We start from the raw sequence: 14,450 nt of genomic DNA, 5'->3' as shown, positions 1-14,450 counted from the left end.
GTGACTTCGAGCCCCATCGCCCCGGGTTCGCGACTGGCGAGCCGTCTCGGCTTCAGCGATCGCGTCTTCATCGGCCCTGCCGCCCGACGTGTCGCGCGCGCCATCGAAGACGGGCTGGAGCTCGTCGAGACCGGCCTGGCCGACGACGTCCGCGTCGCCGACCCGCTGGCCGACGCCGCCAGCCGTTACCTGTACGAGGCGGGTGGGAAGCGCATCCGCCCCGTGCTCACGCTCCTCGCCGCGCAGCTCGGCGACGGCAACACCACCGAGGTCATCGACGTCGCGAAGGCCCTCGAGATCACGCATCTCGGCTCGCTGTACCACGACGACGTGATGGACGGTGCCGACCGCCGCCGAGGGGTTCCCGCCGCGCATGCCGTGTGGGGCAACAACATCGCGATCCTCACGGGCGACATCCTGTTCTCCCGCGCCAGCCAGCTGATGTCGCGGCTGGGGGAGCGTGCCATCCGTCTCCAGGCCGACACGTTCGAGCGTCTGGTGCTCGGTCAGATGCACGAGACCCTGGGACCGCAGGACGGCGACGACCCGATCGAGTTCTACATCCAGGTGCTCGCCGACAAGACGGGCTCCCTGATCGCCGCGGCCACGCAGGGCGGGGTGATCTTCTCGAACGCTCCCTCGGAGTACGAGGAGCCCCTGCGCGTGTACGGCGAGAAGATCGGAGTCGCGTTCCAGCTGCTCGACGACGTGATCGACCTCTCCGCGAAGCCCGAGGAGACCGGCAAGGTGCCGGGCACCGACCTGCGCGCCGGCGTTCCGACGATGCCGTATCTGCTGCTCAAGGCGGAGGGGGACGAGGCGTCGATCGACCTCGCGGCGCGCATCGATGACGGCGTCGCCCTCATCGCCGACGGAGCGGACCCGGCCATCCTCGACGGCCCGTTGGACGAGTTGCGCGACCATGTCGTGACGCAGAAGACCCTCGAGCTCGCCCACGCGTGGACGCGCGACGCCGTCGACGCTCTCCGGCCTCTCCCGCGCGGAACCGTGCGCGAGGCGCTGACCCGATTCGCTGAGACCCTCGCCGAACGCTCCAGCTGACTCCGCGCGGCGGCCCTTCGGGCCGCGGGCACCGGCTGCGACGGCATACGAAAGGACCTCCCATGACCAAGCTCAGACTGGCCATCGTCGGTGCGGGCCCCGCCGGCATCTACGCGGCAGACATCCTGCTGAAGGCGGAGCGCAAGTTCGACGTCTCGATCGACCTCTTCGAACAACTCCCCGCGCCGTACGGACTGGTGCGCTACGGCGTCGCCCCTGACCACCCCCGCATCAAGGGCATCATCACCGCCCTTCGCGACGTGCTGGACCGCGGTGACATCCGCCTGTTCGGCAACGTACGCTTCGGCGAGGACATCACCCTCGAAGACCTCAAGAAGCACTACAACGCGGTGATCTTCGCGACCGGTGCGATCCGTGACACCTCGCTCGACATCCCCGGCATCGATGCCGTCGCCTCGTACGGGGCGGCGGACTACGTCAGCTGGTTCGACGGCCACCCCGACGTGCCGCGTGAATGGCCGCTCGACGCCGCTTCCGTCGGCGTGCTCGGCAACGGCAACGTCGCGCTCGACGTGGCCCGCATGCTGGCCAAGCACGCGGAGGACCTGCTCGTCACCGAGGTGCCGGCCAACGTTTACGAGGGCCTCAAGGCCAGCGAGATCACGGATGTGCACGTGTTCGGGCGGCGGGGGCCGGCGCAGGTCAAGTTCACCCCGCTCGAACTGCGCGAGCTCGGCGAGCTGCGCGACGTCGACATGGTCGTCTACGACGAGGACTTCGACTACGACGATGCCGCCAAAGACGCCGTCGCCAGCAACAAGCAGGTCATGGTCATCGATCGCATCCTGCAGTCGTGGCGCAAACGGGGGTCGGTCAACAACGCCGGAGGCACGGCATCGCGCCGTCTGCATCTGCACTTCTGGGCGAAGCCGGTCGAGGTCCGCAAGGACGAGAACGGTCGCGTCGCGGCTCTCGTGTACGAGCGCACCCGGCCCGACGGCCAGGGTGGCGCGGTCGGCACCGGCGAGTTGCGCGAGGTGCCCCTGCAGGCTCTCTACCGTGCCATCGGCTACTTCGGATCCCCGCTTCCCGGCGTTCCGTTCGACAAGAAGCACGGGGTGATCCCGAACCGCGAGGGCCAGGTCCTCGCGAAGGACTCGAACGACCGCGTGCCCGGCATCTACGCGACCGGATGGATCAAGCGCGGCCCGGTCGGGCTGATCGGGCACACGAAGTCCGATGCGATGGAGACCGTGCGCCACATCATCAACGATCAGGGTTCCTGGTGGCACCCGGAGGACCCATCGGAGGAGGCGATCGTCGAACTCCTGCAGGAGCGCGGTGTGCGCTGGACCGACCTCGATGGCTGGCACCGCCTCGACGAGCACGAGATCGCTCTCGGCGCCCCGGAGGAGCGCGCCCGCGTGAAGGTGGTCCCGCGCGACGAGATGGTCCGCGTCTCGCGCGGCGAATAGCGCGGTCGCGGTCGGCCTTCCCCCGACCGGTCGCGCTCTCGGCTAGCCTGGCGACGACGGGGGAGGAACGCATGGCCGAGTGGATCCCTGATGTCCTGGGCGACGAGTTCGAGCAGCTGACGCTCGATCTCGGCACGGACGATCAGGGCCCCGTGGTGGCGACTCTGGTGCGTGCGCTGCCGAAGAGGCCCGGTCTGTGGGCGCGGGCGAGCGGCAATCGTCCGCCTCTCGACGGAGTCGATGTGCTGTACGTGCACGGCTGGTCCGACTACTTCTTCCAGAAGCGGCTCGCTCGATTCTGGACGTCTCGGGGGGCCCGCTTCTTCGCCCTCGACCTGCGCAAGTACGGTCGCAGCCTCCGCGACGGGCAGACCCCGGGCTACATCGCCGACCTCGCCATCTACGACGAGGACATCGGGGCGGCGCTGGATGGGATGGGTCGAGGTGAGGGCGGCCTCGAATCCGATCGACGACTCGTTCTTCTCGGGCATTCCACGGGCGGCCTGACGTTGAGCCTGTGGGCTTCCCGGCACCCGGGCGCGGCCGACGCGGTGATCCTCAACAGCCCCTGGCTGGAATTCCAGTTCGCGCCGGCGAGGGCCGCGATCGCGCCGATGGTCGAACTGCAGGCGCGGATCCGGCCGATGGAGGCCGCACCGCAGATCGACCTCGGCTTCTACACCCGCGCGCAGCAGGAGGTCGCCGATCCCGACGACCCGATGGAGGTCAACCCGGTGTGGCGCCCCGCGCAGACCATGGCGGTGTACGCGGGGTGGCTGCACGCCGTGCTCTCCGGGCACAAGACGGTGGCCGCGGGGCTGTCGATCACCGCACCGGTATGTGTGCTGCTCTCGGCACGATTCGTGCCGCCGACGCGCTGGTCGAACGATCTCACCTCCGCCGACTCGGTGCTGGTGGTCGACGACATCGCGCGTGCGGCACTCCGCCTCGGTCCCAGTGTGACCGTCGAGCGCATCGACGGCGCGCTCCACGACGTCTTCCTCTCCCGACACGACGCGCGGGAGGACGCCTACCGGCGCTTGGACAGATGGGTCACGGGTTGGCGCGCGGCGCTGTGACGGGGCTCACAGGTAGTACATCGCCCTGACCAGGCGTTCGGCTCCATCGCCGTCGGCATCGCGCACGGCGTCGCGGAAATCGTCGTAGACCTGCCCCATCCGCGCCCGATCGGACGCGGGAACCACCCAGTCCCGAAGGTTGCGGAAAAGCACCATGCTCGCATCGTCGATCAGTGTGCGATGCTGCTCGTTGCCGCTGTGCGAGCCCAGGTACGAGAACACGGCCCAACGGGCGCCGGAGGTCGTCGCCAGGTCGTCCAATGACGCATTCATCGCGGCGACGAGCGTGATGACATGCTCGCGCTGAGCCGCCGTGAGCCTCGGCACCGCCAGTCGCGCCGCGATTCCGGCCTGATACCCCGCGAACTCGAGCGACTGCGCCATCGTCTCGGGCGTCACCGCCGTGACCTCGGTGTACCGGCTCGGGTACATCGTGACCATTCCCAGTCGCTCCAGGCGCTGAAGCGCCTCTCGAACAGGTGTGCGCGACACATGCAGCTCTTCGGCGACGTCGACATCGCGGATGCGCTCACCCTCTGCCAACGTGCCGTCGATGATCTGCCTTCCGATGTGGTGGAAGACCTCCTCGGCCAAGAGCTGCTTGCTCTCTCCGATGTTCGTCGATCCGATACTCGCCATGGACCTGCCCCCAGTTGTCCTTCTGATCCCGAGCGCCCCATGATTCGCCCGGGAGGGCAACTACATCATGAAGTCGCATCGGATGCCAACAGCCCCACCCGAGTCCGCGAACCGCGTGGGGGCGCGCAGCGTGACTCAGGTGGGCTCTTCTTACTCGCGGTCTCCTTGCTCGCGGTTCCGTGGCCGGCGGATGCAGGGCATCCGCCGGCCACCGAAGACGCGAGCGCATGGAACTGCCGCGGCCTCGTCCCCACGAGGGCAAGCTCGCAATCCCGAGATCGCGTAGCCCTACGACGGCAGTGCGTCATGCGGCGTTCGCGTCATCGGTCGCATTGAGTCGACCACTCCCAGTCTTGGGCACCGCAACCCATATATCGGTATGCAATCCAACAATGACGAGAGAGGGGGCCGAGTGCGCTGCACCCGACCCCCTCCCCGCGACGTGTCGCGGCGGCTTACCGGTAGTTGATGAACTGCAGATCGAGATCGAGGTCGGCACCCTTGAGCAGTGCGATGACCGACTGCAGGTCGTCTCGGCTCTTGGATTGCACGCGCAGCTCGTCGCCCTGGATCTGGCTCTTCACTCCCTTGGGGCCCTCGTCGCGGATGATCTTGTTGATCTTCTTCGCGTTCTCCGAGGAGATGCCGTCCTTGAGTGTCGAGACGATGCGGAACTCCTTGCCGCTGGCGAACGGGTCGCCCGACTCGAGGCTCTTCAGGGAGATGCCCCGCTTGATGAGCTTGGACTGGAACACGTCGAGCACGGCCTTGGCCCGCTCCTCGGTGTTCGCGATGATGAGGATGCTCTCGCCGCTCCAGGCGATCGACGCACCGGTGCCCTTGAAGTCGTAGCGCTGCTCGATCTCCTTGCGGGCCTGGTTCAGGGCGTTCTCCGCCTCCTGGTGGTCGACCTTCGAGACGATGTCAAATGAACTGTCAGCCATGGTTTCATCCTACTCAGGGGCTCAGCGCGTACACATTGTCGGAGATCCGGGTGGCTCCGTCCGGGGCGGGGTAGTCGTCCGGAACGGTCACGAAATGGCCGGCGGGGCCGCTCATCTCGACGGGGCCGCCTTCGCTGCCGCACCCCATGATCCCTGCGGTCTCGTCCCGGTAGGCGAGTATGCAGACAGAGCCCTGATCCAGCCCGCGCAACAGCCAGAGCGAGCTGCCGGAATGCTCGCCGACGTACCGCGCCGACGAAAGGTCGGCGATGTCTGCGGGGTCCTGCTCGATGAACGCGTCCGGAAGGGCGTCTGCGCCTTCGGCTTCACGGTCCAGAACGGCGTAGCCGGTGGCGAACGCGGTGCACCCGCTGAGGACAGCAGCGGAGAACGCCAGGACGAACCCTGCCGTCATCCGCGCGCTGCGAAGCGAACCATCAGCCATGTCGGCAGTCTACGGGGCGACCTCTTCTCCGCAGGTGGAAGCGTTTTCACACCTGACGGCCACTCCTCTTCTCGGTCACGGGTTGATATCGACGCCCGGTCTCATTGCAAACAGCGTCGTTTTCGATGCATACTGTAAGCGCTTGCAGTCCTTGCAGGTGATCAGCACTGAGAGAGGCACACACCAATGAAGGTGAACAAGAGGGGCATCGTCGCCGCGGGCGCGATCGCCATCGTTTCGACTCTGACGCTTGCCGGCTGCTCCACGGGGACCAGCAGCGACGACACCTCGGGCTCCGACGACAGCGGGAAGCTGGTCGTCTGGGTCGATGCCGAGCGCGTCGATGCACTGCAGGGCGCGGCAGACGCCTACCAGGAGAAGACCGGCGTCAAGGTCGAGCTCACGGGCAAGTCGGTCGACGACATGAAGGACGACTTCATCCAGCAGGTCCCGACCGGCAAGGGCCCCGACATCGTCATGGGCGCACATGACTGGCTGGGTGAGCTCTCCACGAACGGCGTGGTCGCCCCGATCGAGCTCGGCGACAGTTCGGAGGACTACCTTCCCGTCGCCCTCCAGGCCGCCACGTACGAGGGCACCGTCTACATGCTCCCGTACGCCGTCGAGAACATCGCGGTGCTGCGCAACGCCGACCTCGTCCCGACCGCTGCGACCAGCTTCGACGACATGGTCGCCAAGGGCACGTTCGTCGTGGAGCAGGGCGCCGAGGGCAACCCGTACCACCTGTACCCGTTCCAGACGGCCTTCGGAGCCCCGGTCTTCGGCACGGATGACACCGGCAGCTACGACCCCACCGACCTCCAGCTCGGTAGCGAGGGCGGCTTCGCCTTCGCCGACTGGCTGGGCGCGCAGGGCGCAGCGGGTGTTCTGAACACCGACGTCGACGGCGAGATCGCCAAGCAGCAGTTCCTCGACGGCACCGCGGCCTTCTGGCTCACGGGTCCGTGGAACGTGGGTGCGGCCACCGACGCGGGCATCAACGTCGCGATCGACCCGATCCCGAGCCCGACCGGTGAGACTGCTTCGCCGTTCGCCGGCGTGAAGGGCTTCTTCGTGAGCTCGGAGTCGAAGAACAAGGTCGCGGCCAACGACTTCCTCGTCAACTACATCGGCACCGAAGACGTTCAGCTCGAGCTGTTCAAGGCCGGCAACATCCTGCCCGCCCTGACCGCTGCCGCCGACACTGCCGCCGCTGACCCGATCATCGCCGGCTTCCAGGCCGTCGGCGCCGACGCTGTGCCGATGCCGGCCATTCCGGCCATGGGTGCGGTCTGGCAGTACTGGGGCGTGGCCGAGGCCGCGATCATCAATGGCGAGGACCCGGCGACGACGTGGCAGAAGCTCGTCGACGACGTGACCGCCGCGATCAAGTAACAGCCAGCACACTGACCCTGCCGGGGTGGGCGTATTCGCCCGCTCCGGCAGGATCATGACGAGGACGACATGACTGACACCGACGAGCGCACGGCTCCTCCGACCAGACGCCAGCGCCAGGCCGCGAAGATCGCGGAGGCCGCATCCGGACCGATCGGGTGGATGCTGCTGAAGATCCTCCTGCTGGCCGTCGTCGACGCGATCGCGCTCTATGCCGCGTTCGTGCTCTTCGCCCACCAGGAGTGGTTGATCCTCGGCATCGTCGTGGTGGTCGCCGTGCTCGTCAACTACATCTACTTCTCCCGCAAACGCATCGCGGCGAAGTACCTCACACCGGGCATCATCTTCCTGATCGTGTTCCAGGTTTTCACCCTGCTCTACACGGGGTACATCGGCTTCACCAACTACGGAACCGGCCACAACGGCACCAAGGATCAGGCGATCTCCTCGCTCCTCGCCTCGGCGCAGGAGCGGGTCGAGGACTCGCCGACCTATCCGGTGACGGTGGTGGAGCAGTTCGGCACCTATGGTCTGCTCGCGACCGACCCGGAGTCGGGCGACGCGCTCCTGGGCACTTCGGAGCAGCCGCTCGAAGAAGTCGACGCCCAGTTCGAGGGCGGCAAGGCCGTTGCCGTCGACGGGTGGACGACCCTTCCCCTGGCGACCGTCTTCACGCTCTCCGAAGAGCTCGAGAAGCTGTCGGTCCCGTTCAGTGACGACCCGAACGACGGAAGCCTGCGTGCTCCTGACGGCCAGAAGGGTTACCTGTACGTCTCGACGCTCGAGTATGACGAGGCCGCGGACACCATCACCGACACCACCACGGGCACGGTGTACTCCGACACGGGCGACGGAGCCTTCACAGCCGAAGGCGGAGAGCAACTGCTCCCCGGATGGCAGACCACGGTTGGCTTCGACAACTTCGTCCGCGCGGTCACCGACTCCTCGATCCGCGGGCCGCTGATCTCGGTCACGCTGTGGACCTTCGCGTTCGCGCTGATCTCGGTCGCGACGACGTTCTTCCTCGGACTCCTGCTCGCGCTCGTCTTCAACAACACCCGCATGCGATTCCGCAACGGGTACCGGATCATCCTCATCCTCCCGTACGCGTTCCCCGCCTTCCTCTCGGCGCTCGTCTGGGCCGGCATGATGAACGAGAGCTTCGGCTTCATCAACCAGGTGATCTTCGGCGGGGCCGCGATCCCGTGGCTCACCGACCCCGTGCTCGCCAAGGTGTCGGTGCTGCTGGTGAACCTGTGGCTCGGCTTCCCGTACATGTTCCTCGTGTGCATGGGGGCTCTGCAAGGAATCCCCGAGGACGTCAACGAGGCGGCCGTGATGGACGGCGCGAACCCCTGGCAGGTGTTCCGTCGGATCAAGCTTCCGCTGCTTCTGGTCACCGTCGCGCCGCTGCTGATCTCGTCGTTCGCGTTCAACTTCAACAACTTCAACCTGATCTACATGCTGACCAACGGTGGTCCGCGGTTCAGCGACGTGTCGATCCCGGTCGGGCACACCGACATCCTGATCTCCATGGTCTACAAGGTGGCGTTCACGGGCCAGACGCGCGACTACGGTCTGGCGTCGGCCTTCACGATCCTGATCTTCATCGTGGTGGCCACGATCTCGATCATCAGCTTCCGCAAGACCAAGGCCTTCGAGGAGCTGAACTGACATGAGCACCGCAAGCCGCGCCACCACTCGCTCCACCTCCCCTCGCTCGACCGACGACGTGCAGACTCTCGCCCCACGGCGCCGCAGCTTCGGTGCCTGGTTCGCAGACACCGGATGGCGGCACCTCGTCGCGATCGTCGTGAGTGCGTTCGCGCTGTTCCCGCTGCTGTACGTGGTCTCCGCCTCGCTGAACCCGAAGGGGACGTTGACGGGCTCGAACCAGCTCTTCTCCGCGATCGGGATCGACAGCTACGTGCGCATCCTGAGCGACCCGCAGAACCCTTACGGCACGTGGTTCCTCAACACGCTTCTGATCGCGGTCGTCACCGGAGCGGTCACCGTGTTCATCGGAGCCTGCGCCGCATATGCCTTCTCGCGTATGCGCTTCGCCGGGCGCCGCGTGGGACTGGTGACGATCGTGGTCGTGCAGATGTTCCCGCAGCTGCTCGCCGTGGTCGCGATCTTCCTGCTCATGTCGACGCTGGGGGACTGGTTCCCCGCCATCGGTCTGAACACGCACACAGGGCTGATCCTGGTCTATCTCGGCGGAGCGCTCGGCGTGAACACCTACCTGATGTACGGCTTCTTCAACACGATCCCGAAAGAGATCGACGAGGCGGCGCGCATCGACGGCGCCGGCCACGCGCGGATCTTCTTCACGATCATCCTGCGCCTGGTCGCGCCCATTCTCGCGGTGGTCGGACTGCTGTCGTTCATCGGCACGGTCAACGAGTACGTCATCGCCAGCGTGATGCTCGTCGACGTCGAACAGCAGACGCTCGTCGTCGGACTCACCAAGCTCGTCGCGAACCCGCGGTACGCGGACTGGTCGGCGTTCTCCGCCGGCGCGGTGATGGCGGCGATCCCGGTGATGATCCTGTTCCTCTTCCTGCAGAAGTACATCGTGGGCGGGCTGACGGCAGGCGCGACGAAGGGCTGATGGCACGGGCGGTCGTCCCTTCGGTGGCGACCGCCGTCCCTCCCCGGGTCCTCCTCTCCCCGGCGCTTCCCGCTCACTTGTCTCGCATGCTACCTTGTCATGCATGACAGCGGACGTCGGCGCCCAGATGCGCAAGGGCGTGGTCGAGTACTGCGTGCTCGGTCTGCTCGCGCGTGAGCCGATGTACGGCTGGCAGCTGGCCGACGCACTCACCGGCGCGGGATTGATCGCCAGTATCGGGACGCTGTACCCGCTGCTCGGGCGGCTGAAGGACAACGGCTGGGTCACCACCTTCGACCAGCCCTCCGGAAGCGGTCCGGTGCGCAAGTACTACCGGCTCACCGCCAGCGGGACCGATCAGCTCGAGCGGTTCCGTGCGCAGTGGACACCATTCGCCCGTGTCGTCACGGGCATCGTCGGAGAGGGACGACCATGACAGAGCTCACCGCAGACGACCTCCGTGCGGATTACCTCGCGCGGCTCGACGAGGCCATGCGCAACTTGCCGCACGGTGTCGCGAGCGACATCCGTGCCGGCATCCTCGAAGAGCTGCAGGGACTCGACGCCGAAGCGACGGCGGCGCGCATCGCGCATCTCGGCGATCCGGTCGTGATCGCGGATGAAGCCCAGGCGGAGGTGCCCTCGGCGACGATCGTCGGTGCTCCCACGATCGCCGCAGCGCCCACACCCCGTCCGCCCGCGACATCGACGAGAGGGTTCGCGATCGCTGCGGCGCTCACGTTGAGCTTCGGAGGGATCGTGGTGCCCGCGGTCGGCTGGTTCGTCGGCGCCGCGCTCGTGAGCGCGAGTGCACTCTGGAGGGCCTGGGAGAAGGCGATCGCTATCGTCGTGCCGTTCGTCGTCACCGGCATCTCGTTCCTCACGGTCTCGACGCTGACGGCCCTCGCCTCGTCGGAGACGGGAAGCAGCTCCTCGGGGACCGGGACGCCCCCGGAGGTTGCCGCCGTCAACCCCCTCGTCCCCGGCGTGGGGGAGTGGCACGTCCTCATCCTCCTCGGGTTCCTCCTCGTCCCCCTCTCGGGGCTGTGGCTGCTGTGGCGACTTCGCGGGCGCACCGCAGGATGACAGGCGCTGCCGTTGCCGGATATCGGCGTTGCTCCGCAGCCTGTCGGGGCTTCGGCCGTAGCGTGGAGCCATGGCACGGGTGGGGGGACGCAACCTCGGGATGAGCTGGTTCGCCGGGATCGTGTGCGTCGGCATCATCGGGGCTCTCGTGTGGCTGTCCCTGCCGATGGTCCCCGTGCTCGCGCAGTTCGCGGGCGATGCGCTGCGCAGCGCGCTCCCCTGAACCCGCGTCACGACGACCGGTCCTCGCGGATGACGACGCGTCTCCGCGTATGACGACACGTCGGCACGCCTCCGCGAGCGGTCGTTCGCGCGGAGGTACCCTCGCAGTGCACGTATCCGATGAGAGGCGCACCCCATGAGTGACCCCAACGTTCCCCAGCCCGAGAAGCCGGCTGACGTTGACGACGTCGTCGGCAGTGCGAACGAAGGCCTGGACGCCGCTGCGGCTGCGGGTGCTGGCGTTCCCGGCAACAACGACGGCGTGAACGACGGCATCGATCAGAAGCCCGTCGCAACGCCGGTCGACCCCGACCTCGCCGCTTTCGAAGAGGCCGAGCGTGATCACCCCGGTACGTTCGCCTCCCCGCCGCCGGCCGTGACGCCTGCTCCGGTCGCTCCGTCGCGCGACTACGCCGACGAGGTCAGGGCTCAGGCCGACGCCGAGACCACCTCGTTCTACCCCGAGCCCGTCGTGGGCGAGCCCGTCCCGTTCGGCCACGAGCAGTCTGGGATGGCCGGTGCGGCGTACGCCCAGTACGGCGATGAGGTCGAGACGCGCGTCGTCCCGTCGGAGCCGCTCGTCGCCGCTGCCGCCGCACAGCCGCAGCCCATCTTCGTCCAGGCGCCCGAACCGCCCCGTGACCGCGGCAACCGCGGCACCGCGGGAGCCATCGGACTCCTGGCGACACTCGTCTTCGCGGTGCTCTACCTGGGGGCTGCGCTCGGACTCGGTGCCATCGCCGGAGATGTGACCGGCGAGAACATCGGCCAGACCGCGATCGCACCCCTGATGACATGGGGGTTCTGGACGCCCGTCGTCGTGTTCTTCCTCGGATTCTGGCTGCTGGGTGCGGTCATCAACCGTGGACGCTGGGGCCTCTGGGTCGTCTTCGGCCTCATCGTCGGCGTCATCGCGTATGGGGGCCACATCCTCGGGCAGCTCTTCGAAGCTCCGTTCTGGAAGCTCAGCGCCAGCCAGGGACTCGACCTCGTCGGGGAGCAGATGCTCGCCCCGCTCGCGATCGCGGCCTTCGTGTTCGCCCGCGAGCTGACCATCTGGTTCGGTGCCTGGGTCGCCCGAAGCGGTGCTCGCAAGACCGAGCTGAATGCCGAGGCGCAGCGCGAGTACGAGCGCACGCTCGAGGCCGGCCCGACGTTGTCGAGGTAATCACGAACTCCACCACGCCGAACCCCCGGGGACCCGAGTCCGCGGGGGTTTCGGCCATCCTGGCGGTGGTGCTCGCCACCATCAGCTTCTTCGCGCTCGCGGTGTTCGGGCTCGGCGCCGTGAGCATCGCCACCGACACGGACATCATCGCGGTCCCCGATCTCGGCCAGACCCCTGGCGTGCTCGGCATGATCGCGGCTGTCGTCTCGTTCGCGCTCGTGCTGTGGTCCACTCTGCGTCGACCGCATCCGTCGTATGTCGCCACGATCGCGATCGCGCTGGTCGCCGGCCTCGTCCATCTGATCGCGGTATGGGTCGCCGTCCTCGTCGGCGCCGGGAGCATCGTGCTCGCGACAGCGGTCGCCGGCGGTCTCGTGCGAGGCGGCGCGAGCGCCGTCCTCGTGCTGGCGGGCCTGATCGCCGGATGGGGTGGGATCGCGCTGCGTCGCACGCGCGCCGAGCATCCGCGTTGGCCGTGGGAGCGCGACGAAGAGGAATGACGTCCGAGCGATCCTCCCTCCGCGCCCCGCCGGGACCGGGAAATCGCGACGGTGACGGGCGACGCGCCGTACTCTGGTGGGGTGGAGCGCTCGTTGGAGACGCAGGTGGACCAGGCCGTGGAGGCATGGTTGCGCTGGGTGCCGCGCTGGGAGCCGGCAACCCATCGTGGTCGCGTCGCGCCATGCCGCCGGTGCCTCGGATCGCCGATCCTCTCCGCAGCCGGTATTGGTGCCAACGTGCCGCACGGCGTGCAGCACGGCCTCTCGACGCGTATCAAGACCATCGTCGATCACGCCGTCGCGGAGTACACGGCGCGGAATCTGCCGATGCTGCAGCGCGAGCTGGATCAGCAGGCTGCGCGGAACCGCGCCCGCAGCTACCGCCCGGCCGAGGACCTCGATCCCGAGTTCGACGGGCTGCCCCTCGATCCGGATCCGGTGCCCGGAGCACCGTTCCTGTTCACGATCGCGGGGCTCGCAGACGAATCCGCCGCCGCGCTGCCCGCGCTGCCCCCGCTCACGGAGGAGGCGAAGATCGCCCTCCGCCAGGAGGTCGCCCTCGCCGACGAGTACGCCAACATGGTCGGCCGCGAGATCTGCGGGATCCTGTTGCGTCATCGCATACACATCCAGGCCGCGATCTCTCAGCACGTCGAACCGCAGATCGAGGCACTGCTGGCTGAGCTGACCGAATCGCTGGACTCGCCGTTCGATCCCGATCTGCCCTGATCCTGCACTCGGGTCGCGCGGCCGGAGTTGCGCTCATTTGACCGCTACGTTACGCGGCATTACACTTGATCAGGTGTGTGCACGCCTCCGCGTGTGCGCTGGGCGCCGGCACCATGCCGGTCCGCCCCCACGGCATACCCATCACACCAAAAGCTCGTCGGTTCCGGCGTGCCGGTGGGTCATGATGTGAAACCCATCACGCTGTCACCGTGCAGCACTATGAGGAGAGAACGTGCCAACCATTCAGCAGTTGGTTCGCAAGGGTCGCTCGCCCAAGGTCACCAAGACCAAGGCGCCGGCGCTCAAGTCGAACCCGCAGCAGGCCGGGGTCTGCACCCGCGTCTACACCACCACCCCGAAGAAGCCGAACTCGGCGATGCGCAAGGTCGCTCGTGTGAAGCTCCGCAACGGCACCGAGGTCACCGCGTACATCCCCGGTGAGGGTCACAACCTGCAGGAGCACTCGCTCGTGCTCGTGCGTGGCGGTCGTGTCAAGGACCTCCCCGGTGTGCGTTACAAGATCGTCCGTGGCGCCCTGGACACCCAGGCAGTCAAGAACCGTAAGCAGGCTCGTTCCCGCTACGGCGCGAAGAAGGGTTGAGTTAGATGCCTCGTAAGGGACCCGCCCCGAAGCGCCCCGTCGTCAACGACCCGGTATACGGCGCACCCATCGTCACCTCGCTGGTGAACAAGATCCTCGTCGACGGCAAGAAGTCGCTGGCCGAGTCGATCGTCTACGGCGCCCTCCGCGGCGTCGAGGCGAAGAACGGTCAGGACGCCGTCGCCACGCTGAAGAAGGCGCTCGACAACGTGCGCCCGACCCTCGAGGTCCGCAGCCGCCGCGTCGGTGGCTCGACCTACCAGGTGCCGGTCGAGGTCAAGCCTCACCGCGCCAACACGCTCGCTCTGCGCTGGCTCGTGAGCTACGCGAAGGGCCGTCGTGAGAAGACGATGACCGAGCGTCTGCAGAACGAGATCCTCGACGCATCCAACGGCCTGGGTGCCGCGGTCAAGCGCCGCGAGGACACGCACAAGATGGCCGAGTCGAACCGCGCGTTCGCTCACTACCGCTGGTAAACAGCTTCGCCCGCCCCTCGGCCACTCGCCGCGGGGCGGGCACCCCCTCTTCGC

At 67.4% G+C, this 14,450-nt stretch carries 17 protein-coding genes; 14 read left to right on the top strand and 3 right to left on the bottom strand.

Annotated features, from left to right (window positions below):
* From L687_RS38325 to L687_RS38315, 3 genes are all read left to right on the top strand, one after another.
* Positions 1-1,062 (top strand): polyprenyl synthetase family protein, encoded by a 1,062-nt coding sequence (locus L687_RS38325; protein WP_021201139.1) that lies wholly within the window; start codon positions 1-3, stop codon positions 1,060-1,062.
* Between the two features lie 62 nt (positions 1,063-1,124).
* Positions 1,125-2,498: an FAD-dependent oxidoreductase gene (locus L687_RS38320; RefSeq protein WP_021201138.1), complete on the top strand. Its 1,374-nt coding sequence runs from the start codon at positions 1,125-1,127 to the stop codon at positions 2,496-2,498.
* Between the two features lie 71 nt (positions 2,499-2,569).
* Positions 2,570-3,577 (top strand): alpha/beta hydrolase, encoded by a 1,008-nt coding sequence (locus tag L687_RS38315; RefSeq protein WP_021201137.1) that lies wholly within the window; start codon positions 2,570-2,572, stop codon positions 3,575-3,577.
* 6 nt (positions 3,578-3,583) lie between these two features.
* On the opposite strand, the gene L687_RS38310 is transcribed toward L687_RS38315, so the two are convergent.
* The 3 genes from L687_RS38310 to L687_RS38300 all read right to left on the bottom strand — a co-directional run bounded on the left by L687_RS38310 (position 3,584) and on the right by L687_RS38300 (position 5,605).
* Positions 3,584-4,216 carry a GntR family transcriptional regulator gene (locus L687_RS38310; RefSeq protein WP_021201136.1) on the bottom strand — a complete coding sequence of 211 codons (633 nt, stop codon included), beginning with the start codon at positions 4,214-4,216 and terminating at the stop codon, positions 3,584-3,586.
* 455 nt (positions 4,217-4,671) lie between these two features.
* Complete coding sequence (locus tag L687_RS38305; RefSeq protein WP_017829222.1) at positions 4,672-5,160, bottom strand: YajQ family cyclic di-GMP-binding protein; 489 nt, start codon at positions 5,158-5,160, stop codon at positions 4,672-4,674.
* Positions 5,161-5,173: 13 nt separating this feature from the next.
* Positions 5,174-5,605: a hypothetical protein gene (locus L687_RS38300; protein ID WP_021201135.1), complete on the bottom strand. Its 432-nt coding sequence runs from the start codon at positions 5,603-5,605 to the stop codon at positions 5,174-5,176.
* Between the two features lie 186 nt (positions 5,606-5,791).
* On the opposite strand from L687_RS38300, the gene L687_RS38295 reads away from it, so the two are divergent.
* From L687_RS38295 to rpsG, 11 genes are all read left to right on the top strand, one after another.
* Positions 5,792-7,000: a sugar ABC transporter substrate-binding protein gene (locus L687_RS38295; protein ID WP_021201134.1), complete on the top strand. Its 1,209-nt coding sequence runs from the start codon at positions 5,792-5,794 to the stop codon at positions 6,998-7,000.
* Between the two features lie 69 nt (positions 7,001-7,069).
* Positions 7,070-8,674, top strand: a complete 1,605-nt coding sequence (locus L687_RS38290; protein WP_021201133.1) for an ABC transporter permease subunit — start codon at positions 7,070-7,072, stop codon at positions 8,672-8,674.
* A 1-nt stretch (position 8,675) separates the two neighbouring features.
* On the top strand, positions 8,676-9,614 hold the full coding sequence (locus L687_RS38285) for a sugar ABC transporter permease (RefSeq protein WP_021201132.1): 939 nt from the start codon (positions 8,676-8,678) through the stop codon (positions 9,612-9,614).
* Positions 9,615-9,717: 103 nt separating this feature from the next.
* Complete coding sequence (locus L687_RS38280) at positions 9,718-10,050, top strand: PadR family transcriptional regulator (RefSeq protein ID WP_036271430.1); 333 nt, start codon at positions 9,718-9,720, stop codon at positions 10,048-10,050.
* Positions 10,047-10,700 (top strand): HAAS signaling domain-containing protein, encoded by a 654-nt coding sequence (locus tag L687_RS38275; protein WP_021201130.1) that lies wholly within the window; start codon positions 10,047-10,049, stop codon positions 10,698-10,700. The genes L687_RS38280 and L687_RS38275 overlap by 4 nt, the downstream gene beginning before the upstream one ends.
* A 70-nt stretch (positions 10,701-10,770) precedes the next feature.
* Positions 10,771-10,923 carry a hypothetical protein gene (locus L687_RS42905; RefSeq protein WP_021201129.1) on the top strand — a complete coding sequence of 51 codons (153 nt, stop codon included), beginning with the start codon at positions 10,771-10,773 and terminating at the stop codon, positions 10,921-10,923.
* A 135-nt stretch (positions 10,924-11,058) separates the two neighbouring features.
* The gene (locus L687_RS38270; protein ID WP_021201128.1) at positions 11,059-12,090 is read left to right on the top strand and encodes a hypothetical protein; all 1,032 of its coding nucleotides are present in this window, start codon (positions 11,059-11,061) and stop codon (positions 12,088-12,090) included.
* Between the two features lie 68 nt (positions 12,091-12,158).
* Positions 12,159-12,590 (top strand): hypothetical protein, encoded by a 432-nt coding sequence (locus L687_RS38265; protein ID WP_031207980.1) that lies wholly within the window; start codon positions 12,159-12,161, stop codon positions 12,588-12,590.
* Between the two features lie 81 nt (positions 12,591-12,671).
* Positions 12,672-13,319, top strand: coding sequence for a hypothetical protein (locus L687_RS0122030; RefSeq protein ID WP_029258210.1), 648 nt, complete (start codon positions 12,672-12,674; stop codon positions 13,317-13,319).
* 232 nt (positions 13,320-13,551) lie between these two features.
* Positions 13,552-13,920: a 30S ribosomal protein S12 gene (rpsL, locus tag L687_RS38260; RefSeq protein WP_017201609.1), complete on the top strand. Its 369-nt coding sequence runs from the start codon at positions 13,552-13,554 to the stop codon at positions 13,918-13,920.
* A 5-nt stretch (positions 13,921-13,925) separates the two neighbouring features.
* Positions 13,926-14,396, top strand: a complete 471-nt coding sequence (gene rpsG, locus L687_RS38255) for a 30S ribosomal protein S7 (protein ID WP_017201608.1) — start codon at positions 13,926-13,928, stop codon at positions 14,394-14,396.
* Positions 14,397-14,450 lie beyond the last annotated feature (54 nt).

It is taken from the genome of Microbacterium maritypicum MF109 (genome assembly GCF_000455825.1).
GTDB classification, from domain to species: domain Bacteria; phylum Actinomycetota; class Actinomycetes; order Actinomycetales; family Microbacteriaceae; genus Microbacterium; species Microbacterium maritypicum_A.
This window is presented reverse-complemented; position numbering and strand designations above follow the sequence as displayed.

Coding starts and splice junctions, on each gene's coding strand:
- L687_RS38320 (WP_021201138.1), top strand. CDS start 1,125: ATGACCAAGCTCAGACTGGCCATCGTCGGTGCGGGCCCCGCCGGCATC.
- L687_RS38315 (WP_021201137.1), top strand. CDS start 2,570: ATGGCCGAGTGGATCCCTGATGTCCTGGGCGACGAGTTCGAGCAGCTG.
- L687_RS38310 (WP_021201136.1), bottom strand. CDS start 4,216: ATGGCGAGTATCGGATCGACGAACATCGGAGAGAGCAAGCAGCTCTTG.
- L687_RS38305 (WP_017829222.1), bottom strand. CDS start 5,160: ATGGCTGACAGTTCATTTGACATCGTCTCGAAGGTCGACCACCAGGAG.
- L687_RS38300 (WP_021201135.1), bottom strand. CDS start 5,605: ATGGCTGATGGTTCGCTTCGCAGCGCGCGGATGACGGCAGGGTTCGTC.
- L687_RS38295 (WP_021201134.1), top strand. CDS start 5,792: ATGAAGGTGAACAAGAGGGGCATCGTCGCCGCGGGCGCGATCGCCATC.
- L687_RS38290 (WP_021201133.1), top strand. CDS start 7,070: ATGACTGACACCGACGAGCGCACGGCTCCTCCGACCAGACGCCAGCGC.
- L687_RS38285 (WP_021201132.1), top strand. CDS start 8,676: ATGAGCACCGCAAGCCGCGCCACCACTCGCTCCACCTCCCCTCGCTCG.
- L687_RS38280 (WP_036271430.1), top strand. CDS start 9,718: ATGACAGCGGACGTCGGCGCCCAGATGCGCAAGGGCGTGGTCGAGTAC.
- L687_RS38275 (WP_021201130.1), top strand. CDS start 10,047: ATGACAGAGCTCACCGCAGACGACCTCCGTGCGGATTACCTCGCGCGG.
- L687_RS42905 (WP_021201129.1), top strand. CDS start 10,771: ATGGCACGGGTGGGGGGACGCAACCTCGGGATGAGCTGGTTCGCCGGG.
- L687_RS38270 (WP_021201128.1), top strand. CDS start 11,059: ATGAGTGACCCCAACGTTCCCCAGCCCGAGAAGCCGGCTGACGTTGAC.
- rpsG (WP_017201608.1), top strand. CDS start 13,926: ATGCCTCGTAAGGGACCCGCCCCGAAGCGCCCCGTCGTCAACGACCCG.